Source organism: Paracoccus sp. J39 (assembly GCF_000518925.1).
Classification (GTDB): Bacteria; Pseudomonadota; Alphaproteobacteria; order Rhodobacterales; family Rhodobacteraceae; genus Paracoccus.
In genome coordinates, this window is the sequence record NZ_JAEN01000033.1 from 1 (window position 1) to 22,788 (window position 22,788).

The window sequence follows — 22,788 nt, forward strand, 5'->3', positions numbered from 1 at the left end:
AAGCGATGCTCGACTTCCTCGATCCGTACGGATCGGGATACGCGCCCAGCTTCGGGCGTGGCTGAACCGTCCGGCTATAGGTGAACTCCGTTATCCCGGTGCGGATCACCTTGCGCACCACCTTCTTCGACAGCTTCAGGTCGCGGCAGATCGTCTTGATCCCCTTGCCCTCGGTAAAATGCAGCCGCCTGATTTTTGCGATTGTCTCCACGATCAGCATCCCGCGCTCGGCCTCCGATAATCTTCGGAAGCACAATGGACCAACCCCCGGTCGGTGGGGTCCCTTTTGGACGCCGATCACCCCAGAAGCGGGGTCCTTATTCCACGCCGGTCAACAGCCGAGGCGCTGGACAATCTTCTGGCGCAGTCGGGCGGCTCGCGGAAGCCCGGGCGTAGAAACGCAAAAAACCTCCGCGCTTTATGCTACGGAGGTTTCGCAATTATCGTTGGTTGCGGGGGCAGGATCAAATCTTTACTTGCTGCCCGAGCAAGTAAAGATGGTTGCGGGGACCGGCGTCGATCATAACTTGCAATCGACGACGGCAAAGATGGTTGCGGGAGCGCCCAGCCAACTTTACCGGCGAATCCCTACGCCAGACCTAATCGTCCTAATAAAACAACTTGAACCAGATTGTTTTGTTCTTTTCAGAGCCGCAGCTTAGCTCCGTTAGGCAAACTTACACGCTGTCTCCCGTACTCGCCACGTCGAGGGCAGAGGCATGTGGTCTCATTGTTGCCCACTTGGTTCGCGGTGTCGTGGCAATCAATGCATGCAGAAGATGATGCTGGTGATTGACGTATCGCATGAGTCTGCCTAAACATGTTTGTGACTACTCACTAACTAAAGAGGTGCCCTGTGCGCAAGTCAGCGGAGCTTCGCAAGGCCGAGATCGTGGCCACCGTGCTCGACCTCGCCGACAGGATCGGGCCGGACCGGGTGACGACAGGAGCGGTCGCGTCGCAGATCGGCGTCACGCAGGCTGCGCTGTTCCGGCACTTCCCGACCAAGGTCGCGCTGTGGCAAGCGGTGGCCGAGCATGTGGCCGAGGGGCTGGCGACGGCCTGGGACGATGCATTGCGCCTCGGAGACACGCCGATTGTCAGGTTGCGTGCGCTGATTTCCGCGCAGTTCACGCAGATCCACGCGACCCCCGCGCTGCCGATGCTGCTGTTCTCGCGTGAGTTGAACGTCACCAACGCCGAGCTGCGCGCCACCTTTCACGGCAGGCTCACGACCTTCCACGGCCTTCTGGCGACCGAGGTCAGAGCCGGTCAGAAAGCCGGCGTGTTACGTGGCGACATTGCCGCAGAGGATGCGGCAGTGCTGTTGACCTCGCTGGTGCAGGGCGTGGCGATCCGCTGGTCGCTCGGCGACCGCGATTTCGACTTGCGTGCCGAGGGGCTGCGCCTGTTCGACGCGCAGTGCGGGCTTTTGGCTGCTGAAGGAGAATAGACGATGCGGCGCTTCTGGCTGTCGGGTGTTCTTCTGGCGGCGGCCGTCGCTGCCGGCTTTCTGTTCTTCACCGAACGCCCGCTGACGGTGGCGGCCGTTCAGCCCGAACATGATGTAGCCCTTCGCATCTACGGGCTGGGCACTGTCGAGGCGCGGATCCTCAGCCGCGTCGGCTTCGAGGTGGGCGCCGCCCTGACCTCGCTGGCCGCCGATGCCGGGGACAGCGTGGCGAAGGGGCAGGAACTGGCCATCCTTCACTCTGCCGAACAGGAGGCGCGCGTTGCCCGCGCAGGCGCAGCGGTGACAGCCAACGAGGCCAATCTTGCCAAGGCCACGGCAGCAGTTGTGCGCGCTCATGCCGTTCTGGCCGAGCGTGAGGCAGTGAACCGCCGCCAGCAAGGGTTGGTGCAGCGTGACGTCGCCTCGGCCCAGCGCGCCGAGGAAGCGCAGCGCGACGAGGACGTGGCCCGCGCCGATCTGGCGGTGGCCGAGGCGGAGGTGGCGGTGATCCGGGCACAGGGCCTCGATGCGGCGGCGGCGCTGCGGCAGGAGGAAGCCCTTCTCGCCCACCACCGGCTGGTCACGCCCTATGACGCGCTGGTCGTCGCGCGCCATGCCGAGGCTGGCGCGGTGGTGAAGGCCGGCGATCCGATCCTTACCCTGATCGACCCCGCCACCATCTGGATCCAGGCCTATATCGACGAAGAACGCGCTGGCCAACTTGCCATAGGCCAGCCGGGCACGATCCGGCTGCGCTCGCAGCCTTCGGCCGAGTTCCACGGCACCATCGCCCGCATCGGCCTCGAAAGCGACCGGGTGAACGAGGAGCGCCGCGTCTGGCTGACCTGCGCCGACTGCCCCGCCGAGATGTTTCTTGGCGAACAGGCCGAAGTGCGCATCCTGACTGGCACACGCGCGAGCGCGCTGATGGTTCCCGAGGTCGGCATCACCGGCTTCGACGGCCATCGCGGCACGGTCTGGATGGTGCAAGACGGCCGCCTCGCGCGGGTGGGGCTGACCTTCGGCGCCCGCGATGATCGCGGCCGCGTCGAGGTCACGGGTGGCCTGCCCGAAGGAGCCGCCATCGTCGCCAGCCCGCCCAGGGGCGCCGCAGAGGGCCGGCGCGCCCGCCTCAGCGAGGCGCCATGAACCTCGCGCTCAAAGACATCCGCCATGGCCTGTTCCGGTTCGTGCTAACCTGTTTCGGGCTGGGGCTGCTGATGACGGTCGTGCTGGCGATGATCGGTATCTATAACGGCCTCGTCTCGGACGCGCTGGCGGTGGTAAAGGCACCGGTCGCAGATATCTGGGTGGTGGAGGCTGGTACCAAGGGACCGTTCGCGGAAGCCTCCAGCATTCCGGTCGGCACGCGCGATGCAGTGGCACGGATGCCCGGCGTGGCCGAGGCCGGCGCGGTCAACTACCAGAACGTCGAAACGCCTTATGCCGGGCGCGCACTACGACTCTATGTCGTCGGCTACGCGCCGGGCCGCCCGGGTGGGCCGCAGGCGATCGCCGAGGGGCGCGGCATCGGCGCCAGCCATTTCGAACTGGTGGCCGACCGCAAGACCGGCCTGCTGCCCGGCGAGACGATCCGGCTCGGGCGCAACCGCTTTACCGTGGTCGGGCTGGTGGAAGGCGCGATGAACTCGGGCGGGGATCCGGCGGTCTATGTGACGCTGGCTGACGCGATGACGCTTCAGACTGAACTCGACCCCGCCGCCCAGCGGGTGCAGGCTGCGCGCGGGGCTGTCTCCGTCAAGTCCGCCTCTGTCGCCGCCGTCATCGCGCGGATGGCGCCGGGCGCCGATGTCGATCTGCTGACCGCGACCGTGCGCCAGTGGAAGCACCTCGCCGCCATGACCCAGGCCGAACAGGAGGAACTGCTGCTCGCCTCCGTGGTCGACAAGGCGCGCCGCCAGATCGGCCTCTTCCTCGGCATCCTCCTGTCCGTCAGCGCCGTGGTAATCGCCCTCATCATCTACACGATGACCATGGAGAAGCTGAAGCAGATCGCCACGCTGAAGCTGATCGGTGCGCCCGACCGCACCATCATCGCGCTGATCGTGCAGCAGGCGCTGATCCTCGGCGCCTCGGGCTGGGGGATCGGCCTGATGCTGATCCTTGCAGTGAAGGATTACTTTCCCCGCCGCGTGGTGCTGGAGCCGTTCAACGTCATGGTTCTAGCCGGCATCATCGCCGCCGTCTGCCTCTTGTCCTCGGCGCTCGGCGTGCGGGCGGCGATGAAGGTTGACCCGGCCACAGCGCTCGGGAGCTGACCGACATGGCGCTCGGCGACATCCTCATCAAGGTCTCGAACGTAGCCAAGCATTTCGGCGAGGGCGAGACCCGCGTCGACGCCCTGCGCGCGGTCGATCTCATCGTGCGGGCCGGCGAGGTGGTCGCGTTGCTTGGGCCGTCGGGGTCAGGCAAGACCACGCTGCTCAACATCATCGGCTGCATCCTCGCCCCGTCGGCGGGGCGGGTGGCGCTCGACGGCGAGCCGGTGTTCGACGGCGGATGGCTGCGGCGCGACCTGCGGCGTCTGCGGCTCGACAAGATCGGCTTCATCTTCCAGAGCCACAACCTGCTTCCGTTCCTGACGGCGCAGGAGAACGTCGGGGTCGTGCTCCACCTCGCCGGCCGCCCCGCCGAGGAAGCGCGGGCGCGGGCGCGCGAACTGCTGGACTATCTCGAGGTCGGCCACCGCGCCACGGTCAAGCCGGCGCTGCTTTCGGGCGGCGAGGCGCAACGCGTGGCCATCGCCCGCGCGCTCGCCAACCGTCCGCGCATCATCCTCGCCGACGAGCCGACCGCTGCGCTCGACGGCGCGCGGGCTGGGCTGGTGATGGACCTCATGCGCAAGCTTGCCGTCGAGCAGGAGGCCTGCATCGTCACCGTCACCCATGACGAGAAGATCTTCGACCGCTTCGACCGCCTGATCCACCTGCGCGACGGCCGCCTCGCCGATACCTGACCCGGAGCCATCCCCATGCCCGCAACACGACCTCGCCCCCTCACCATCGCCGCCACCGTCGCCATGGTATTTGGCCTGCTGACCGTTATTTCAGGCGGCAGGGCACTGTTCGGCGGCGTCGACATGGGTGCCGTGGTGCCGTTCGTGCTGTGGTTCAACTTCGCCGCGGGATTTGCCTATGTCCTGGCCGGGATCGGCCTGTGGCGCGGCGCGGGCTGGGCGCCGATGCTTGCGATTGCCATCGCCACGGCAACGGTGGCCGTCTTCGCCGCCTTCCTGTGGCATGTCGGTGCCGGCGGTGCATGGGAGACGCGCACCATGGGCGCAATGATCCTGCGCAGCGCCATCTGGATTGCCATCGCAGTCCTCGCACTGCGGTGCCATAAGCCATCCGATTGATCCGCCCACCCAGCCAGCGATGGCGGCTGCCAGCCGCAACCTCGCCAGCCAGGAACCTGATATGAAGCGATTTCCACCTGTTGATCTGTCGTTGACCCTTTCGCTCGTCACCGTGCTCGGCATAGTGATGGCGGCGGCCGGAAGATGGCTGCCGGGCGAAGCTTTGAACGCTTTAGAGCTTCCGGGGCTGGTGTTCGTCTATCTCGCGGGCGGCCTGCCGACAGGCTGGCGCGCGTTTTCGGAATTGTGGCGCGAGCGCGTGCTCGACATCGACCTGCTGATGATCGTCGCAGCAATCGCCGCCGCAATCGTCGGGGCCCCGTTTGAGGGCGCGGTGCTGCTGACGCTGTTTAGCATCTCAACCACGCTGGAGGAACGCGCGCTCGGCCGGGCGCGCCGCGCCATCGAGGCGCTGATGGCGCTGCGCCCCGAAACCGCACTACGCAAGACCGCGGGCGGCGTCGAGGAAGTTGCCGCCGCAGCACTCGCCGTCGGCGATGTGGTGGTGCTGCGCCCCGGTGCCCGGGTGCCGACCGACGGCGTGATCGTCACCGGACGCGGAGGCATCGACGAGGCCAATATCACCGGCGAATCCATGCCCGTCTCCAAGGAGGCCGGCGCGCAGGTGTTCGAGGCGACCGTCAACCTCGACGGCGTGATGGAGGTCTCCGTCACCCGCACCGTTGGCGACTCCACCATCGCCCGCATGATCCGGCTGGTGACCGAGGCGCAGGCCGCCCGCGCCCCTTCCGAGCGGTTCAGCGAATGGTTCGGACAGCGCTATACGGTCGCGGTGATGGCGGGCGCGGTGGTCGCCTTTGCCGTCTTCTATTGGATCGGAAGCGGCTGGGAAGAGGCGCTCTACCGGGCAGCGACGCTGCTGGTCGCGGCCAGCCCCTGCGCCATCGTCATCTCGGTTCCCGCCGCCATCCTGTCGGCGTTGTCGGCTGCGGCGCACGGCGGCGTGCTGTTTAAGGGCGGCGGTGCGCTGGAGACGCTGGCTGGCGTCGATACTTTCGCCTTTGACAAGACGGGCACGCTGACCACCGGCCGCGCGGCGGTGACGGATATCGTCGCGCTGGACGGCGACGAGGACCGCTTCTTGTCGCTGCTGGCCGGACTCGAGGCGCATTCGGAACACCATATCGCTGCTGCGATCACCCGCGAGGCCGCCGCGCGCGGGGTCGATGCCGCAAGCGTCGTCGACGTGACCGCTCGGCCCGGCATCGGCATTGAAGGTTTCGATGCGCTCGGCCGGCTCTGGGCCGGTAATCCTTACCTTGTCGAGGAGATGAACGCCTCGATCGACTACCCGGCGTTGCGGGCGCTCGCCGACGGTGCCAACACGGTCGTCTATCTCGGCCGCGGCGCCACGGTGCTGGGCGCCGTGGCCGTGGCGGACAAGGCAAGGGCCAGTTCCATTTCGGCGCTTATTGCCCTGCGCGGCAGCGGCGTGCGCCGGATCGTCATGATGACGGGGGACCGCGGGCCGGTGGCGCTGCGCATCGGCACGGAACTCGGCCTCGAGCCCGACGAGATCCTTGCCGGGATGCTGCCGCAGGACAAGGTCCGCGAGGTGGGAGAACTCACCGCGACCGGCAAGGTCGCCTTCGTCGGCGACGGCGTCAATGACGCAGCCGCTCTCGCCCGCGCCGATGTCGGCATCGCCATGGGCGCCGCCGGCTCCGAAGTCGCGCTACAGGCCGCCGATGTAGCATTGCTGTCCGAGGATATGGAACGGCTGGCCGATGCCCACCGCCTATCGCGTCGAACCTCGATGGTGATCCGGCAGAACCTGACCTTCGCCATCGGCGCCATGGTGGTTCTGGTCATCGGCGGGCTGTTCTTCGATCTGCCGTTGCCGCTGGTGGTGATTGGCCATGAAGGCGGCACCGTGCTGGTGGTGCTGAACGGGCTGCGGTTGCTGTCGGACCCGATCCGCCGGCCGAAGGCGTCTGTTGCCGGACAGGCGCTGACGGGTGTCGCGCAGCCCACCTGACCCGTGGGGATGCGCTCACCCCCGAAAGACGCGCAGATGCGGAAACGCGCCCCTTTCAAGATAGGCACCCTCCTCGGGCGTCGATCTGCGGCCAAGGATGGCGTTGCGGTGCGGGTGGCGGCCAAAGCTGGCGATGACGCGGCGCACCTGCCCCGCTTGATCGACGAGCGAGGCATAGAGCGGCCGCAACGGCGTCGGCGCGCGGGCGGCGATGTCGCGGCGCAGGGCGATCAGCCGGTCGATGCGGGCCAGGTGGTCCGACCCCTCGGCATGTCCCAGGGGCTGGGTGAAGGCGATCTGGAACCACGGCAGGCCAAGTGCCGCCCAGTCTCCGTTTTCCAACCCTTCCAGCGCCTGCGCCAATGCCGCCGGGTCTTGCGCCCAGGCCCGCGCGCTGCCCCGCCACAGCGAGCGGGAGAACTGGTCCAGCACCACGATCAGCGCCAGCCGGCCCCCGGGCATTGCCGCCCAATGATCCAGCGCCCCCGCCGCGCCACGTTCGGTCAGCGGGCCAAAGCGCGCCGCAATCGCACCGTCCACGCCGCCATGCATCCGCCAGCGCCCCAGCTCGGCATGGCGGTCGGGGTCGATATCCAGCGCGCGGCCCTCGGGGAACCAGAAATCCAGAACCTCGCCGATCTGTCTGGCATCATTGCTATCGGTCATGTCATCCCCCATAAAAACGCCCCCGCGCCATGAACACGGGAGCGGAATTGTCGATGAGGCACAAGCGCCTAGGCGGTCGCGGGCACCGCTGCCGGCACAGGTCGGCGCCCGCCGGGTCCGCGCGGAACGCGCAACAGGCGCATGGCGTTCGCGATCACCACCAGCACCGAAAGCTGGTGGATCAGCATGCCCTCGGCCATATGCACATCGCCGTTGAACACGCCCGCCAGCAGCCCAGCCACAGTCAGCAGCGCGATGGCCAAGTTCTGGCGCATATTGCGCAGCGTCGCGCGGGAAATCGCCATGGCCTCGGGCAGTTTCTCCAGATCGTCGGTCATCAGCGCAATGTCGGCGGTCTCGATCGCCACGTCCGAGGCCACGGCCCCCATGGCGATGCTGGTGTCGGCGGCAGCCAGCGCCGGGGCGTCGTTGATGCCGTCGCCGATCATGGCGACATGGCGGCCCTCGGCCTGAAAGTGGCGGATCAGCTCCAGCTTGTCCTCGGGCAGCAGGCCGGCATGAACCTCGTCGATGCCGATTTCGGCGGCGATGGCGTGCGCGGCCTGCGGCTGGTCGCCGGTCAGCATGGCGATGCGCCCCACCCCGATGTCGCGCAGCCGGGCGATGGCGCTCTGGGCCGAAGGCCGGGGCTGGTCGGACAGCCCGAAGATGCCCGCGATGCGCCCGTCCAGCGCCACGATGATCGGCGTGCGCCCGCGGCCCAGAACCCCGGCCAGCGCGGCCTCGGCCTCGGCGTCGAAACCGATGCCCAGCCGGTCGAACAGCCGCCGGTTGCCGGCCGCGACCTGCCGCCCGTCATGGTGGACCACCAGACCCATGCCGGCCACTTCCTCGACCGTCTCGGGCGCGGGAATCTCGCCCTCGGAACGGCCGGCCTCGATAATCGGGCGGCCCAGCGGGTGGTCCGAGCCGGATTCGGTGATCGCCGTCCAGTGCAGCAATTCGGCACGATCGATGCCGCCAAGAGGCACGATCTCGACCAAGCTGGGGCGGCCCTCGGTCAGGGTGCCGGTCTTGTCCAGCGCCAGCATGTCGATGCGGCCGGCGCTTTCCAGATGCTGCCCGCCCTTGATGAGGATGCCCGACCGCGCCGCCCGCCCGATGCCGGCGACGATGGAGACCGGCGTCGAGATCACCAGGGCGCCCGGACAGGCCACCACCAGAAGGGTCAGCGCGAGGCGAATATCCTGCGTCACCGCCCAGGCACCCAGCGCCAGCACCATGATGCCGGGCGTATACCATTGGGCGAAACGCTCGATCATGCGCTGGCTGGGGCCGCGTTCCTCCTGCGCCTCTTCGACGCGGCGGATGATCCGGGCCAGCGTGGTATCGGCGCCGATGCCGGTGGCGCGGATGCGCAGCACGCCATTTTCCGCGATGGTGCCGGCATGGACGTGGGAGCCGGGGGCTTTCTCGGCCGGGATCGGCTCGCCGGTGATGGCGGCCTCGGACACGGCGGCGTTACCGTCGATCACCTCGCCATCGACGGGGATGCGGTTTCCGGCGCGCACCAGCACGACCTCATTCGGCTGGACGGCACTGGCGGCGATCTCGACCGGCTGGCCGTCGCGGATCACAGTGGCGATCTCTGGCGCGGCCTTCAGCAGATCGGCCAGCGCGCCACGGGTCTGGCGCAGGGTGCGGGCCTCAAGCCAGGCGCCGAAGCTGAACAGGAACGTAACGGCGGCGGATTCCCAATATTCGCCGATGAACAGCGCGCCGATAGCCGCAACGGTCACCAGCAACTCGATCGAGAAATGGCGGATGCGCAGCGCCTGCACGGCGCGCCAAGCGATGTCGGAGCCGGCGACAAAGGCCGCCGTCACCATCGATGCCGCCCAAAGCCCGCGCAGGCCGAACCCGTAAAGGGCGATCAGGCCAAACACGATCAAGGAGCCGCTGATGATCGTCAGCCATTTGCGCTGGCTGGCCGGCTTGCGAAGGGTTGTCAGGATGGGGGTCAACATGCGGGGCCTCGTGATTTGAAGGCCCGGCCGCACGGGCAGGCGCGGCCGGGCTGGCAGGGATGGGTCAGAATGCGGCGGGGCGGGCCTCGTAGCCGGTGGATTTCACCGCCGAGACAAGGGCTTCGACCGGGGCGGATGCGGGATCATGCTCGACCTCGATACGGCCGGTGTTGAAATGCACCTTGGCGTTCGTCACGCCGGGGGTTGCCGCCAGCGCCTTTTCGATCTTGACGACGCAGGAGGGGCAGGAAAACTCGTCGCTGCGCAGGACGGTTCTGGTCATGGCTGGTTCCTTTCCATTGGTCCGCCGGATGGGGCGGTCATTGCTTCCCCCTCAAGATATGCTGTCCTTTCGGGATCAGGACTGGCAATTCGGGCAAGGAATCATTGCATGAATGCACAGGGGCAGGATTGGGACGACCTGCGGCTGTTTCTGGCCTTGGCGCGGGCGGGATCGCTTTCGGGTGCCGCGCGGGTGCTTGGCGTCACCCATTCGACCGTCTTTCGCCGCGATGCCGAACTCCGCGGCGATAGCGCGGGCGGCCTGTAGCTGCTCGCAGTTGGCATGTGATGCGCCGCATTCCGATGTCAGGAAGCCAAGCGATGGTCGGCGGTCGAGGAATATAATTGATCGAAGGGCCAAAGATTCCCGCGATCCGCCCGTCGAGCGGAACGATCACCGGCGTGCCCGCGCTCCAGAAGCGCAGCCAGCGCCAACGCCGCGCCAACGCCAAAGGCGATGCCCAGCTTTGGTGTAGCCTTCGGAGTTTCGGGACAGATGCGCGGCATGCTCCACTCTTGACCGGCGTCAACGAGCCTTAATCCTTCCTCCGATATACAAAGCACAGTGGCCACTATAGAAAGAACTCGCCCCGATGCAGAACATCAAGCTCACCTTCTGGGCACTCTTGGCGCTTTTGACGGCTTTGTGGCTGTTGGCGGAACCAACGGTATTCCAACCGGCCAATTTCTTCGCGCTTCGGGGAACGATGGTCCAGTACACTGGTATCATCGCCATGGCTGCGATGAGCGTTGCCATGATCCTGGCGCTGCGGCCGCGCTGGCCGGAACGGTGGTTCGGCGGGTTGGACAAGATGTACCGGCTGCACAAATGGCTGGGCATAGCGGCCCTCGTCGTCTCGGTGGTCCACTGGCTCTGGGGGCAGGGTCCGAAATGGGCGGTGGGCTGGGGCTTGATCGAGCGGCCCGTGCGCGGCGAGAGACCGCCCCTGGAAAACCCGATCGAGCAGCTTCTCATGAGCCAACGCGGAACGGCGGAGGGTCTGGGCGAATGGGCCTTCTATGCTGCCGTGCTGCTGATCGTGCTGGCACTCCTCAAATACTTCCCCTACCAGCTGTTCTATAAAACACACCGCTTGTTGGCGGCCGCCTACCTGGTGCTCGTGTTCCACGCTGTTGTGCTGACCACGTTCAGCTACTGGATGTCGCCAATCGGCACGGTAATGGCGCTGCTTCTTGCGGCAGGTACTTATTCGGCGGTGATAGTCCTGCTGCGCCGCGTCGGCGCGGGGCGGCAGGTTCGAGGCAGGATTGCCTCGCTCCAATACTATCCAGGTGTGAAGGCCCTCGAGACGGAGATCGAGGTGCCGCAGGGCTGGCCGGGGCATAAGCCTGGCCAGTTCGCCTTCGCCATGTCCGACCGTACCGAAGGGGCTCATCCCTATACGATCGCCTCTGCCTGGAACGAAAAGGATCGACGCATCACCTTCGTGACCAAGGAACTCGGCGATCACACCAGCCGTCTGCGCGAGAAGTTGAAGGTGGGAGATGAGGTCAGTATCGAGGGACCGTATGGCTGTTTCGACTTTGATAACGGTCAGCCCCGACAGATATGGATCGGCGGCGGCATCGGCATCACGCCGTTCATCGCCGGCATGAAGCATCTAGCGCAAGAACGGCGCATGCATCCAGACCAGCGTCCTCCCATGGTCGACTTGTTCCACACGACTGCCGACTACGACGAGAAGGCCATCGTCAAGCTGACAGAGGATGCTGTGGCGGCAGGAATCCGCCTTCATGTCCTAGTCGATGCCCGCGATGGCTTACTGACCGGCGAGCGTATTCGTGTGGCTGTGCCGGATTGGCGCGACGCCAGCATTTGGTTCTGCGGTCCGACGGGGTTCGGTGAGGCGCTGCGGCGGGATTTTTCCGCCCAGGGACTGCCGGTGGCGAAGCGATTCCATCACGAGCTGTTCGCTATGAGGTAAGCTTTAATAAGCCATTCAGCACAGCGCAGCAGCCCGGATTCCGTGTCGCGACGTGTTGCGAAAGTGGTATCCCCCTGCCCGAAGAGTTTTAAGACGGTCTCCTCGAGTTGGGCAGCGTAGAGGGACCGATTAATTCGTTGCTGCTCAGGACCGCTCTTTTCATGGCTGGTTCCTTCTTATGGTTTTCAGCGTAGCTACGGCAGTTATTGCCTATCCATTTGAGATATGCTGTCCTCTCAGGATCAGCATTGGTTAGGCTGACAAGGATTCCTTGCATGAATGCACAGGTGCAGGATTGGGACGATCTGCGGTTGTTTCTTGCCGTAGCCCGAGCGGGATCGCTTTCGGGCGCGGCACGGGTGCTGGGCGTGACCCATTCAACCGTTTTTCGCCGCATCGGCGCTTTCGAGCAGCGGATGGGTGTACGACTTTTTGACCGGCTGCCCGGCGGCTACGCCCTGACGACCGCCGGTGAGGAGATGCGCGATTCCGTGCTCCGCATCGAGGAGGAAGTGGCCGCGCTGGCGCTGAAGGTCACCGGGCAGGACCAACGGCCAAGCGGGATGATCCGTATCACCGCCACCGACCTGCTGGCTGTCGGGGTTCTTCCGCGACATATCGCTGCATTCCGGACGCAATGGCCGGGGATCGAGATCGAGGTGGTCGTTGCGGACACGGTGCTCGACCTGACGCGGCGTGAGGCCGATGTCGCGTTACGGCTGGGCAATCCGGGGCAGGAAACACTGGTAGGACGGCGAGTCGGGCGCTTGGCCTTCGCTGTCTACGTAGCGCCGGGCCCTTATGCGCGAGAACAGGGCGATCCGACCCATGGCGACTGGATCGGCTACGGCGCGGCCCATGGTCCGCTCAGCCGCAGCTTGGCGCGCTGGTGGCCGCAAATGCGGCAGGTTTACCGCACGAATTCGATCATCGCCGCCCATGCCGCGGCCCAAGCGGGCGTCGGTCTTGCAGCCTTGCCCTGCGTGGTTGCCGATTGCGACCCCGCACTGGTTCGCGCCGCCTCGTTGCCCGAGGATTTCATGCTGGATTTATGGATCCTGACCCATGAAGATCTGCGCCATACCGCGCGCGTTCGCATCTTCGTGGATTTTATGGCGGCGGCGCTGGCCGCCGACGCCGATCTGCTGGAAGGGCGCTGCCCGTGCAAGGCAAGACCGGCGGAAGCATAACGCCCCCGCCAGCTCGTTCTTCTGGACCGTGCTCGAAAGGCGTCAGTGAAGCGCCTGCCAGCCCGGATGTTCGAAATGCTCGCCATAGACGTTGAGCGCCTCGACGATCTTCACCGCGCCAGATTCCACCTCGCCGGCTTCCAGCGCCGAGACGCCGACCATCATCTCTCCGAGGACGGCATGGAACTGTTCGTCGACCTCCGGTTCGAGCACGCAGTTCTCGATCATGAAATCGAGCTGCTTCTGGACATCGGCGGCGACCTCCTTCGCAGCGTTGGCCGACAGGGCACCGCTATGGATGGCCTCCGCATTCTCGGCTATGGTGCTCCGGATTGCGGTCATGCCGGCGATCATATTGTCGTCGCCCCGCCACTTGGCGCCGTTGTTCAGCGTGATTTCGATCGTCGCTCCGCCATGATCATGGGATTGCGCAGCGGCTATCCCCGATACCCCCAGAGCAAGGGTGAGGGCAACGGCGAGGGCGGCGAGGGGTCTTGCGGTCTTCATAGTCGTCTCCTGTTGCATCGGTTCCGGCCGCAACGGGTGAACGCCGTCGGGCATGGGTTGAGGGTATGATGTCCATTTCCGGACAGGTATTCGCTAAAGCCGCAAGGCGCTCTTGCACGAACGGACAGGGCCTCGGGCGATGGCGGGATGATTGAGAAGGGCTTCCGTCCTTGCCTCGAACAGCGTCCCGACAGCATGTGTCCGGACACTGCCTGCTTCACGCATGAGAAACAGTGCATCGAGGCCGAGGCGCGCGGCGAGTTCACCGCCGGCCTTCGGACCCAGTACCATCAGTGCGGTCGCCCAGGCATCAGCCTCGGCACAAGTACGGGCGATAACCGTGACCGAAGCCGGCGACGACCGCAGCGGCCCGCCTGTTCTGGGGTCCATCGTGTGTGATAGGCGGTGGCCCTGAACGGTCACATGATGCCGGTAGTCACCCGACGTGGCGACGGCGGCGTTCTCCAGCGCCAGGATGGAATGAGGCGCGCGACGTTCGGGATCGGGCGCCTCGACGACGACGGTCCAGGGCATGCCGTCGGGCCGCAGCCCGGAGGCCCGCATCTCGCCGTCGATGCCAACAAGGAACCCGGTGATGCCGAAGCCCTGCAACATTTCGGCCAACCTGTCGACGCCGTAGCCCTTGGCGATGCCGTTCAGGTCGAGCGTGATGGGTGCATGTTTTCGCGCCAACCCGGCCGCGCGGTCGATCTCCAGCACCTCATGCGCGGGCGGGCGCGTGGTTACCATGGTCGCACGGATAGCACCGGCATCGGCCTCCTCGGGGCCGAAACCCCAGGCGCGCACCGCATCGCCCATGCCGATGTTGAAAGCACCGCCCGATACAGCCCCGATCCGCAGCCCGAGGTTCAGCACCTCGGCCAAGCCGGCAGGAACGGCCACCCAGGCGCCTGCCGGCGCCCGGTTTAGGCGCATTAAGTCGCTGTCGGGTTTCCATGTCGACATCGCGGCGTCGACCTCCGCCACGGCCGCCTGCAAGGCCGCCTGCACCGGGGCGGGGTCCAGCCCGGCATCGGCATGGAAAAGCGCCGACCAGCGCGTCCCCATGGTCGGGCCATTCAGGGCGTGGCGGATCGGATCAGTAGATGTCTTCGGCATAGCGCCCCTCCGTTTTTAGCGTGAGCGGGGTGAGGCCGGCCGGTGCGAGAATGTCCGTCAGCGCCTCGGCCACGCCCGAGGCCATGTCGCGCCCGCCGCAGACCATGATGCGCGCCCCATCCCGGATCAGCCGGATCAGTTCAGCGCTCTCGGCGCGCAGCACGTCCTGCACATAGCGCGGCTTCGCTCCCCGCGAGATGGCGGTGGTCAACCGCGCAAGACGGCCATCAGCCTGCCAGGCGGCCAGATCCTCACGATAGAGGAAATCGCTGTCGGGGTGGCGCATCCCGAAAACGAGATGAACCGGCCGCTTCCCCCTGTTGCCCCGGATGAACCCTGCAAGCGGGCCGATCCCCGTGCCGGCGCCGATCAGGATCAGCGGCGACTTTCCTCCTTCGTTATGGAAAGCGGGATTGTGCTGGACGAAGGCATGGATCGCCTGACCGGGCTCCAGCGCCAGAAGCTGCCCGGAGCAGAGGCCGCCGGGATGCTTGCGCACCACGATCTCGACTGACCCGTCGCGCCATCCGGATGCCAGCGAGTAGAAGCGCGGCAGGTCCGCACCCTCAGGCAGGACGCCGAGGAGATCACCGGCCTGAAACCGGCCAACGCCTCGACCTTTGAGCCGTTGCAGAAGCGTCGTCTCGGGCAGGGAAAAGCGCAGGATCGCGGTTGGCGCCTGCACGTCTATCCCGTAATCGCGGCGCGAGACTAGGACCAGCCGCTCCGTCACCGGCGGGGTTGGCACATGCTCGAGCGTAAGCTCGATCCCCAGCGCCGCTCCCAAGGCGCGGCCCCAGCGGACGAAATCCTGCGGCGACTGGCGATCGACCGCGTCGAAGGGTATCAATTGCGCCCAACCTTTGGCAGCAGCCAGCCGCGCGACTTCATCGGCGAACGCGCAGAACGCGGGGAAGCTGCGATCGCCGAAACCAAGCACGGCAAGCGGGGCCTCAGGGGCGGATTCCAGCGCCGCGAGGCGTTCAATGAACCCCTTCGCCGTGGCGGGAGCCTGTCCCTCGCCCCATGTGGCGGCGAGAATGACGAACCGTTCGGCCTGCGGATAGCGCGCCGGCTCGAAACCGGACATCGGCGCGACATGAACATGCTGGTCCGCCGTGGTCAGCGCATGTTGGAGCGTCGCAGCGAAACCCCAGGTGCTGCCGCCCTCCGAGCCCACCAGCAGGATGGTCCCAGCGCCTTCTGCAGGGTGATTGCCACGGAGACGCGGCCTTGACCGCCGCCCCGCGAACCAGAGCACAAGACCACTCACCCCCATTGCCGGCACGCCGAGCGCCATCACACCCAGCACGAGGCCGAGAGATGCGGCCCCCTGGCCGGTATGCAACATGTAGATAGTTTCAGATATCCGTTCCCACATCGTCAGTTCGGCCCAGGCCAGAAGCTCACCCGTCCCCTGATCGAGATAGCCGGTGCCGCGATTCGTCTTCAGGGTGAAGGCGTCCGTGGCGTCGCCAGGATAGGGAAAGCTCAGTTCGCGCAACTCCGTGATAGCAATCACGGAGAGTGGCTTCATCGCAGCAAGCGAGACCCCGGTGCTGCCGCTGACCTCGGTCGGAAAGGTCGGCGGTGCGGCTCCATCCGGCAGAAGATCGAAGGTCGAGGCAGCCATCCACAGTCCGGTCGCCGAGGACAGAACCAGCCCCGCGACCGCCACGCGGGCGATCCCAGTATGGATGCGGCTCGACGCCCGCCCGCGCAAAGGGGCGAACCAGCGCCGCCAGCCGCCCATGCGCCGCGCGACCAGCATTGCGCCGGAGGCCGACAGGACCAGCATCGCCGCCGCGCCGATGGCCATGGCGATACGGCCGGCATCGCCCAGAAACAGCGAGCGGTGAAGATTGGTCAGCCAGCGCCTGACCGGATCGGGATCGGCACTGGCGATGCCCTTGCCGGTCGCCGGGTCGATTACCGCCGCGCCGGGCGTGCCGTCGGCGAACCAGAACGCGGTGATCCGGCCCGACGGCGCGCGCCGGATCTGCTCCACCCCAGGATAGGCGGCCTGAATGCGTCCGGCGAGCTCGGCGACGGTCAAGCCTGCCTCGACCTGCGGCGTGGAAAGCCGCTCGGCCGCGGGAAAGACCGAGAGCGTCGCCCCGCTGATCGCGAGGACCATGACGAGAGCAAGGGCCAGCAGACCCGGCCAGCGATGCAGCATACGGATCATGGCACCGTCTCACATGTCGTAGCGGAGGCTGGCGACATAGCGGCGGCCAGGCACAGGCTGTCCCGCTCCTGCCGTCGTCAGCGGCACGGCGATGTCGTTCGGACTGTCGCGCATGTCCTCGACGGCGGCATCCACATGCAGCGTGTAGCCGGCATCGAACAGCGCATCGGCAAGGTCGAGGGTGATTTCGAGTGACCGGCCCGCGCCGACACTGGCGCCGGTGATGCCGTCGATCTGCGCCAGGCTGCCATCGATGGCGCGATACCAGTCGCTGAGATGTTCGTAATATTTCGACTTGCCGCCGGCCATCCACAGGGTTCCGGCATACGCCCCCTGCGCATCGGTGACGTAGAGGACGAGATAGGCACCATCGCCGCCGTACGTGTTCAAGGTGGTGGTGAGGGTAACCGGCCGGGCCATGGCAAGGCTGGGCGCCACCAGAGCCGAAGTCAGCGCGAGTGCTGCAAGGATGGATTTCATGTCTCTGCTCTCTTCTGCCTGATATGTCAGTTCACCCGCACAACGGGCGGGGTGCCGTTCTGGAACAGCGGATTGGAGGGGGGTGCCGACGGAGCGACGGTGGGTGCATTGCCGCGATCCCGCTCGCGGACCTGCTGGCCATCCCTGTGGCGCAACTTGACGACCTGCAACGTCGCGGGATCCAGTTTGGCCTTGATGCGACGGCCCTGGGCATCGCGTCCCTTGACCTCCCAGCAGCCGTCGTCCGCCTCGATCTTCTCAACATGCCAGCCGAGGCCGGTTGCCGCCTGCATCACCGCCTCGCGTGGTTGCCAGGCCCCCCGCTGCACGTGGCAGTCGTCACCAGCCAATGCCCCCGCCGCAGGCAATACCGCGAGAGCGGCTACGGCGATCAATAGAGTTTTCATGGTTCGAATGTCCTTTACGATCATCTCGGGAGGCACTCTCCCGGCTATGGCCAAGGCGACCGCCCGTGTGGAAAGGGGTCCTCCTCCATGACGAGGCGGACCCTTGCGGCCATCAGTTGCGCTTTTCAGGCTTGGTGCCGTCGCTCCAGCGTTTGACCTTGCCGTCGATCACCTCGAGCGTTCCGGGATCGACGGTCATCTTCAGGTTGTTGCCGCCCTGGTCGATGACGTTCAGTTCGTAGCAGCCATCGTCGAGTTCCATTTTCGAGATGGTCCAGCCGAACTCGTCGGTCACTTGAATGAGAGCTTCCCAGGACTGCATGTTCTCGGTCGGCACGTTGCATTTCTCATCGGCGAACGCGGCCCCGGTGGGAATCGCGAGGGCCAATGCGGCGGTGGTCAGGATGGTTTTCATGGCTATGCTCCTCAGCCTTGGTTGCCTGATGGAACCAATCTGGAGGGCGCTGCTGACGTGGTCCTGATCGCTGCGAAGAACCTGCGTCAGCTTCTCGTCAGCCTACCGAGACGAACCACAGCGGTTGCACAAAACAAATAGGCCCCGCCAGACAGGCGGGGCCGGAACAACAGCGGGAGTGCGTAACGATCAGGTCACATCATTTGCGCCAGGTAGGCGCTTTCGGCCCGTGACCATGGCTCGGAGCAGGTTCTCCCGATGGCGCCGTGAGGTGACGGCCACACCTCCAATATGCAAGGCCACGAGGACCAACGCCAGGTTGGCCAGCGTTTCATGCACCTCCTTCAAGGTCTTGTCCCCTCTGACTTCCCGGTTGCCATGCTCGCCCGCAACCGTCACCGCCCGGGCTTCCTCGATCGACTGTTCGAGCAGCCAGCCGCTCAGCGCGGTGCCGGAAAGCGTGACCATGAGTGCCACGATCATTGCGGCGCCGGCCGGGTTGTGCCCGAGATGGCGCTGCTCCCTCCCGCGCAACATGTCTCTGAGATATGCCAGCGTCGCGGCGGCGCCACGCACGAATTGCGCGAAGCGGGCATGGCGACTGCCGACGAAACCCCAGATCAGGCGGAAGGCAAGTAATGCCGCCACCGCATAACCGGCCGCCTCGTGAAGCGGCTGCACCTCGTCCGCCGCGAGCCATGCCACTGCAAAGGCGGCAACCAGACCCCAGTGAAAGCTGCGCACGAACGGATCCCAGACCCGCACCGTGCACATGGTATCGGCGACGTCCGGAACGTCACCGCCCTTCGTCGCCTCATTCATGTTTGCGCCCCCTGCCCTCACGGGAGTGCCGATCACCTCCGTCCTCGTATTCGATTTCGATCACCTGAAGCGTGCCGGGATCGACCGTCACCTCAATGCGACGTCCTTCCCGGTCTGTGCCTTTTATCTCGTAGCAGCCGTCGTCGATCTTGATGCGCCGCACCACCCATCCGTTCTCTTCGGCGAGCCGCACCACCGCGCCTCTTGGCTGCCAGTCGGCCAGCGGCACGACACAGCCGTCGTCGGCAAGTGCAGCCCCGGACGGAAGAGCCGCGAGAAGGGTGAGAATTGTCAGCGATCTCTTCATGGACCACACTCCGTATAACGGCCGATTGGATGAAATTCTGCGCGGCAAACCTGACGGGATGCTGAAGCTTACAGCGTTCCGCCATCAGCTTTGCGTCAGCCCACATCGCCATAATGGCCAAAGACAAATGAGTAGGAAGATCATGCGGATTCTGCTGATCGAGGACGACACCGTTCTGGGCGCTGCCGTGCGGGACCAGATCGCCACGGGTGGCCAGTCGGTGGACTGGGTCACGCGCTTGGACGCGGCCGGCGATGCGATGGCCGGCACCGGCTATGATCTGGTATTGCTGGACCTCATGCTGCCCGACGGACTCGGCATCACCTTCCTTCGTTCGCTGCGCACCGGCGGCGACGTGACGCCGGTAATCATCCTGACCGCGCTGGACCAGATTTCGGATCGGATCGAAGGGTTGAACGCCGGCGCCGATGACTATCTGGTGAAGCCCTTCGATCTGGCCGAACTGTCCGCGCGGATCGGCTCGGTCGCGCGGCGCTACAGCGGCAATCCCAACCCGATCATCGTCCACGGCGCGCTTGCCGTCGACCTTGCCTCGCGCAGCATCCGCCGCGACGGCCGTCCGGTACAGTTGACCGCGCGCGAATGGGCACTGTTCGAGGCGTTCCTCACCCGCCCAGGGCAGCTTCTGTCCAAGGCACAGCTTGAGGAAAAGCTCTATGCCTTCGATACCGAGGTGGAAAGCAACACCATCGAGGTCCATGTCAGCCGGCTGCGCAAGAAGCTGGGCGCCGAGGTGATCGAGACCGAGCGCGGATTGGGTTACCGGCTGGGTTCGCCATGACGATGCCGCGCAGCCTGCAAGCGCGGCTGGGGGTGTCGCTGGGCATCCTTCTCACGCTTCTGTGGATCGCCGCGGCCGCCGCCACGGCGGTTATGCTGCGGCACGAGATGGACAGGATATTCGACTCGTCGTTGCAGGAGGCGGCGCAGCGCCTGCTTCCGCTAGCCGCCGTCGAGATCGTCGGGCGCGAGGAGGAAGGGGTGACGCAGCATCTTGCCGACCTGCGCGAACATGACGAATTCCTTACCTATATCGTGCGGGACGACGACGGGCGGATCCTTCTTCAGTCGCATGAAGCCGACCCGGGCATGTTCCCCACATGGGACGGGCCGGGGTTCCGCACAACGGCGACCCATCGCCTCTATGGTGAGGATGCGCTCCAGGGCACGATCCGCATCACGGTCGCCGAGCCGCTCTCCCACCGCGCGGCGGCGGCGCGCGATGTCCGGGCGGGCCTGGGCTTCCCGCTTCTGGTGTTCATCCCGGCGGCCCTGCTGGCGATCGTACTGACCGTCCGCACGGGTCTGGCCCCGCTGCGCCGCTACCGCGACCGGCTGGCCGCGCGTTCGCCGCGCGATCTCGCCCCCGTCGCCTGCGACGATCTCCCCGTAGAGGCCGCCCCGGTGGGGGCAGCGGTCAATGTGCTGCTAGCGCAGCTCAAATCCACATTCGAGGCCGAGCGCACCTTCGCGGCCAACGCCGCGCACGAATTGCGAACACCGCTGGCAGGCGCGATCGCGCAGGCTCAGCGGATACAGGTGGAAACGAAAGATACCGACGCCTGCCACAGGGCTGCTGAGATCGAAGCCTCGCTAAAGCGGCTGGTCCGGATCGCGGAGCGGCTTCTGCAACTGGCCCGGGCAGAAGGCGGGCGGTTACGGCTCGATCACGTATCCGATCTTCGCATCACCGCCCGCCTAGTCGTGGACGATATCGAGAGGACAGCATCGAACCGGATCGCGCTCGCCCTGCCGGAGCGTCCAGTGATGTCCGACCTCGATCCCGATGCTTTTGGCATCATCTGCCGCAACCTCATTGAGAACGCCCTGCGGCACGGCGCATCTGACGAGCCGATCGAGATAAGCCTCAGTGAGGACGGCACGTTTCGCGTCGCCAATGACGGCCCTGTCGTGCCGACAGAAGCACTTGGCCGGCTGACCCGCCGTTTTGAGAGGGGGACAGCCAGAACGGAAGGCAGCGGGCTTGGTCTTGCCATCGTCGCCAGCATTGCAAACCGGATTTCGTCGCAACTCACCCTGCAATCGCCGAGACCAGGAGGCTCATCCGGTTTTGAAGCGGCCGTGGTTTTGCCGACGGCTTCACGGCAACCAATGCCGCCTCGCCAGGGGCGCCCCGCCTTCCGTTGAGTCCATGACCGGTCACCGGTTCTGAAATTGTATCGCGCTGTCTGATAGCTGAGACAGGATGTGTCCGTATGCATAAGGCGCACAATATTGATTCTTCTGAACAAAATTCAGTGCAAGCCCTTGGTGACATTGGCCCTGCAGACCAAGGTCGGCGCCGCAATATGAGAAGAAAGTTGGTTAAGTATTCACACCCCATTGAGCTTCGTCATCTTCGATATTTTATTGCCGCTGCCGAGTACGGTAGCTTCCGCAAAGCGGGAGCTGCCGTCGGTGTCCAGGAATCGGCTATCAGCCGCGGTATCCGTGATCTCGAAGATCTCCTCGGGGCCTCGCTTTTCCATCGGCATAGCGGTGGGGTACGTCTTACCTTTGCAGCCTCGTTAATCTCAGCGAGGCTTTCACGGCGATCCTTGATCGGCAGGTAGGTCAGATCGATATCGACCGACAGGCGGAGCAGATCGCGGTAGAACAGATTGATCGCCGTGCCGCCCTTGAGCGCGAATGCCTTTTCCTTCGCGACATGCGGGAGCAGGCGCACGAGCAGCGCGACTTGGATTTCATAATCCTCACGTGCCATCGCCAGCCTCAGTCGCTACGAATTCCTCCGGCACCACGATACGGTACCGTGGGTGTATCCTGCCGCCCTTTACCAAGGCGCGGTCGCCGCTGCCAAGGTTGAATTCCTCGGGATCAAGGCGCTTGCGCCATGGGTGGCCGTGGCGATCAGCGAAGACGAAGAACAGCCGCCTCACCTTGATCTTCCTGCAACTGTACAGCAGCGCCGACAGCATCTTCGGGCGCAGCGTCGTCAGGCTCTCGAATACCATGTCGAGGTTGTGAAAGCTTTCATGGTCGGGCAGCTCATCGATAGCTTCGAGGATTGCCCGTTCGGGAGACGACATCCTGAGCTGCCAGTCCCAAGGAAGGGTTTGCCCGGCATCCGTGGTATCATCGGGAAGGCCCAGCTTCGGATCGCCAAAAAGAGACCTGCTGCGCGTCTCGATCGGCGCGTTCAGCGGCAGCTTCGAAAGCCAGTTCGGTATCGCTTCGCCATAGACCCATACCGGGGCGTTGCCGCCCAGGCGCAGGTAATGACCGTGACCCTGCTGGGCGAGCGCCGTCATGCCACCGACATGGACATCGTAGCGCATGATGTGCTGGACTGAGAGCAGGCAGATCTTCCAGTCGATCGTATCCGAAGCAGAAGTGCCCGGAAACGGGCGACGGAAAAGGCCTCGGGTAACTCGCTCGAGCCAGCCGCGCTTGACATAGTCGCGAAAGGTCTCGTAGGCGACACCATGCGCGGTGAGCCACGCGGCATCGATCAGATACCCTGTGGGTACTGCATCAAGAACCTTCTTCAGGTTTTGAGATCTTTCGGTCGCCATGACGCTTATGATGGCATATTTTCAAAGCAGACACCATGAGTCTCTTTAAAAAAAGTCCAACTACGGTGCTCCAAGCACTCCAATCA

Annotated in this window: 24 protein-coding genes and 2 pseudogenes; 12 read left to right on the forward strand and 14 right to left on the reverse strand. The window is 65.3% G+C overall.

Annotated elements, in window-relative coordinates:
• Positions 1–220, reverse strand: a pseudogene (locus L632_RS23260) (hypothetical protein); the annotation flags it as partial.
• A gap of 636 nt (positions 221–856) precedes the next feature.
• Between L632_RS23260 and L632_RS0120240 the strand changes: the two are divergent.
• The 6 genes from L632_RS0120240 to L632_RS23265 all read left to right on the forward strand — a co-directional run bounded on the left by L632_RS0120240 (position 857) and on the right by L632_RS23265 (position 6,828).
• On the forward strand, positions 857–1,453 hold the full coding sequence (locus L632_RS0120240; RefSeq protein WP_028710801.1) for a TetR/AcrR family transcriptional regulator: 597 nt from the start codon (positions 857–859) through the stop codon (positions 1,451–1,453).
• 3 nt (positions 1,454–1,456) lie between these two features.
• Positions 1,457–2,602, forward strand: coding sequence for an efflux RND transporter periplasmic adaptor subunit (locus tag L632_RS0120245; protein WP_028717473.1), 1,146 nt, complete (start codon positions 1,457–1,459; stop codon positions 2,600–2,602).
• Positions 2,599–3,732, forward strand: a complete 1,134-nt coding sequence (locus L632_RS0120250) for an FtsX-like permease family protein (protein ID WP_028710799.1) — start codon at positions 2,599–2,601, stop codon at positions 3,730–3,732. The genes L632_RS0120245 and L632_RS0120250 overlap by 4 nt, the downstream gene beginning before the upstream one ends.
• Before the next feature lie 5 nt (positions 3,733–3,737).
• Positions 3,738–4,430 carry an ABC transporter ATP-binding protein gene (locus L632_RS0120255; RefSeq protein WP_028710798.1) on the forward strand — a complete coding sequence of 231 codons (693 nt, stop codon included), beginning with the start codon at positions 3,738–3,740 and terminating at the stop codon, positions 4,428–4,430.
• 15 nt (positions 4,431–4,445) lie between these two features.
• Entirely contained in the window at positions 4,446–4,829 is a 384-nt protein-coding gene (locus tag L632_RS0120260) for a hypothetical protein (protein ID WP_028710797.1), read from the forward strand.
• A 61-nt stretch (positions 4,830–4,890) separates the two neighbouring features.
• A complete protein-coding gene (locus tag L632_RS23265; RefSeq protein ID WP_028710796.1) occupies positions 4,891–6,828 on the forward strand; it encodes a heavy metal translocating P-type ATPase in 1,938 nt (645 codons plus the stop codon).
• 15 nt (positions 6,829–6,843) lie between these two features.
• Here L632_RS23265 and L632_RS0120270 read toward each other — a convergent pair whose 3' ends face one another.
• From L632_RS0120270 to L632_RS0120280, 3 genes are all read right to left on the reverse strand, one after another.
• Positions 6,844–7,494 carry a DUF924 family protein gene (locus tag L632_RS0120270; protein ID WP_036699005.1) on the reverse strand — a complete coding sequence of 217 codons (651 nt, stop codon included), beginning with the start codon at positions 7,492–7,494 and terminating at the stop codon, positions 6,844–6,846.
• Positions 7,495–7,562: 68 nt separating this feature from the next.
• Positions 7,563–9,482, reverse strand: coding sequence for a cation-translocating P-type ATPase (locus L632_RS0120275; protein ID WP_028717474.1), 1,920 nt, complete (start codon positions 9,480–9,482; stop codon positions 7,563–7,565).
• Positions 9,483–9,546: 64 nt separating this feature from the next.
• Positions 9,547–9,765, reverse strand: coding sequence for a heavy-metal-associated domain-containing protein (locus L632_RS0120280; RefSeq protein WP_028710793.1), 219 nt, complete (start codon positions 9,763–9,765; stop codon positions 9,547–9,549).
• Between the two features lie 108 nt (positions 9,766–9,873).
• Between L632_RS0120280 and L632_RS24085 the strand changes: the two genes are divergently transcribed.
• From L632_RS24085 to L632_RS0120295, 3 genes are all read left to right on the forward strand, one after another.
• Positions 9,874–10,032 carry a LysR family transcriptional regulator gene (locus L632_RS24085; protein WP_081750585.1) on the forward strand — a complete coding sequence of 53 codons (159 nt, stop codon included), beginning with the start codon at positions 9,874–9,876 and terminating at the stop codon, positions 10,030–10,032.
• A 325-nt stretch (positions 10,033–10,357) separates the two neighbouring features.
• Positions 10,358–11,710, forward strand: a complete 1,353-nt coding sequence (locus tag L632_RS0120290) for a ferric reductase-like transmembrane domain-containing protein (protein ID WP_028710792.1) — start codon at positions 10,358–10,360, stop codon at positions 11,708–11,710.
• Positions 11,711–11,985: 275 nt separating this feature from the next.
• Positions 11,986–12,900 carry a LysR family transcriptional regulator gene (locus L632_RS0120295; protein ID WP_028710791.1) on the forward strand — a complete coding sequence of 305 codons (915 nt, stop codon included), beginning with the start codon at positions 11,986–11,988 and terminating at the stop codon, positions 12,898–12,900.
• A gap of 42 nt (positions 12,901–12,942) precedes the next feature.
• Here L632_RS0120295 and L632_RS0120300 read toward each other — a convergent pair whose 3' ends face one another.
• The 8 genes from L632_RS0120300 to L632_RS0120335 form a co-directional block, all read right to left on the reverse strand.
• Complete coding sequence (locus L632_RS0120300; protein ID WP_028710790.1) at positions 12,943–13,407, reverse strand: hypothetical protein; 465 nt, start codon at positions 13,405–13,407, stop codon at positions 12,943–12,945.
• A 93-nt stretch (positions 13,408–13,500) separates the two neighbouring features.
• Complete coding sequence (locus L632_RS23270; protein ID WP_081750584.1) at positions 13,501–14,526, reverse strand: FAD:protein FMN transferase; 1,026 nt, start codon at positions 14,524–14,526, stop codon at positions 13,501–13,503.
• Positions 14,507–16,714 carry a PepSY domain-containing protein gene (locus L632_RS0120310; RefSeq protein ID WP_028717475.1) on the reverse strand — a complete coding sequence of 736 codons (2,208 nt, stop codon included), beginning with the start codon at positions 16,712–16,714 and terminating at the stop codon, positions 14,507–14,509. The genes L632_RS23270 and L632_RS0120310 overlap by 20 nt, the downstream gene beginning before the upstream one ends.
• A 9-nt stretch (positions 16,715–16,723) precedes the next feature.
• Positions 16,724–17,194: a DUF2271 domain-containing protein gene (locus L632_RS0120315; protein ID WP_028717476.1), complete on the reverse strand. Its 471-nt coding sequence runs from the start codon at positions 17,192–17,194 to the stop codon at positions 16,724–16,726.
• 26 nt (positions 17,195–17,220) lie between these two features.
• Positions 17,221–17,625, reverse strand: coding sequence for a PepSY domain-containing protein (locus L632_RS0120320; protein ID WP_232221011.1), 405 nt, complete (start codon positions 17,623–17,625; stop codon positions 17,221–17,223).
• Between the two features lie 88 nt (positions 17,626–17,713).
• Complete coding sequence (locus L632_RS0120325; protein WP_028717478.1) at positions 17,714–18,016, reverse strand: PepSY domain-containing protein; 303 nt, start codon at positions 18,014–18,016, stop codon at positions 17,714–17,716.
• A gap of 189 nt (positions 18,017–18,205) precedes the next feature.
• Complete coding sequence (locus L632_RS0120330; protein ID WP_028717479.1) at positions 18,206–18,838, reverse strand: cytochrome b/b6 domain-containing protein; 633 nt, start codon at positions 18,836–18,838, stop codon at positions 18,206–18,208.
• The gene (locus L632_RS0120335) at positions 18,831–19,145 is read right to left on the reverse strand and encodes a PepSY domain-containing protein (protein ID WP_028717480.1); all 315 of its coding nucleotides are present in this window, start codon (positions 19,143–19,145) and stop codon (positions 18,831–18,833) included. Before L632_RS0120335 ends, L632_RS0120330 begins: the two co-directional genes overlap by 8 nt.
• Before the next feature lie 142 nt (positions 19,146–19,287).
• Here L632_RS0120335 and L632_RS0120340 point away from each other — a divergent pair, with 142 nt between their 5' ends.
• From L632_RS0120340 to L632_RS24090, 3 genes are all read left to right on the forward strand, one after another.
• On the forward strand, positions 19,288–19,947 hold the full coding sequence (locus L632_RS0120340) for a response regulator transcription factor (protein ID WP_028717481.1): 660 nt from the start codon (positions 19,288–19,290) through the stop codon (positions 19,945–19,947).
• Positions 19,944–21,314, forward strand: coding sequence for a HAMP domain-containing sensor histidine kinase (locus L632_RS0120345; RefSeq protein WP_028717482.1), 1,371 nt, complete (start codon positions 19,944–19,946; stop codon positions 21,312–21,314). Before L632_RS0120340 ends, L632_RS0120345 begins: the two co-directional genes overlap by 4 nt.
• A 161-nt stretch (positions 21,315–21,475) precedes the next feature.
• Positions 21,476–21,739, forward strand: coding sequence for a LysR family transcriptional regulator (locus L632_RS24090; RefSeq protein ID WP_156933702.1), 264 nt, complete (start codon positions 21,476–21,478; stop codon positions 21,737–21,739).
• Here the strand turns inward: L632_RS24090 and L632_RS24095 are convergent.
• Both L632_RS24095 and L632_RS0120355 read right to left on the reverse strand, forming a co-directional pair.
• A pseudogene (locus L632_RS24095) lies at positions 21,688–21,891 on the reverse strand (nucleotidyl transferase AbiEii/AbiGii toxin family protein); the annotation flags it as partial. The gene L632_RS24090 and the pseudogene L632_RS24095 sit on opposite strands and share 52 nt — an antisense overlap.
• Positions 21,881–22,702 carry a type IV toxin-antitoxin system AbiEi family antitoxin gene (locus tag L632_RS0120355; protein WP_028717448.1) on the reverse strand — a complete coding sequence of 274 codons (822 nt, stop codon included), beginning with the start codon at positions 22,700–22,702 and terminating at the stop codon, positions 21,881–21,883. The gene L632_RS0120355 and the pseudogene L632_RS24095, both read right to left, overlap by 11 nt.
• Between the last annotated feature and the right edge of the window lie 86 nt (positions 22,703–22,788).